Here is a 246-nt window from a genome sequence, read left to right as displayed (position 1 = left end):
TTTCCCGGAAAAGGTGGCCGCCATCCCCTCGATCGCCTGCCGTTTCCACTGGGCGATCATCGTCTGATGCACCCCATGTTTCGAAGCCAGTTCCGCCAGCGTCAGTTCCCCACGGATCGCTTCCAGGGCAACCCGTGATTTGAACTCCGCCGCATACCTCTTGCGCGTAACCTTGCCCATAAAACCCGTTCTCTCTCAGGTCGGATTATAGCTTATTGCCCTGTCCGAAAAATGGGGACCACCTCT

At 56.9% G+C, this 246-nt stretch carries 1 protein-coding gene; it reads right to left on the bottom strand.

Translation table 11 applies throughout. From position 1 onward, the window contains the following. On the bottom strand, window positions 1–180 hold a 180-nt coding region (locus DY926_RS01010; RefSeq protein ID WP_148707727.1), incomplete at its 3' end, for a transposase. Window positions 181–246 lie beyond the last annotated feature (66 nt).

The organism is Komagataeibacter melaceti (genome assembly GCF_003403295.1).
Classification (GTDB): Bacteria; Pseudomonadota; Alphaproteobacteria; order Acetobacterales; family Acetobacteraceae; genus Komagataeibacter; species Komagataeibacter melaceti.
Note: the sequence above shows the minus strand (reverse complement) of the source record. Positions and strands in the feature narration are given on the sequence as shown.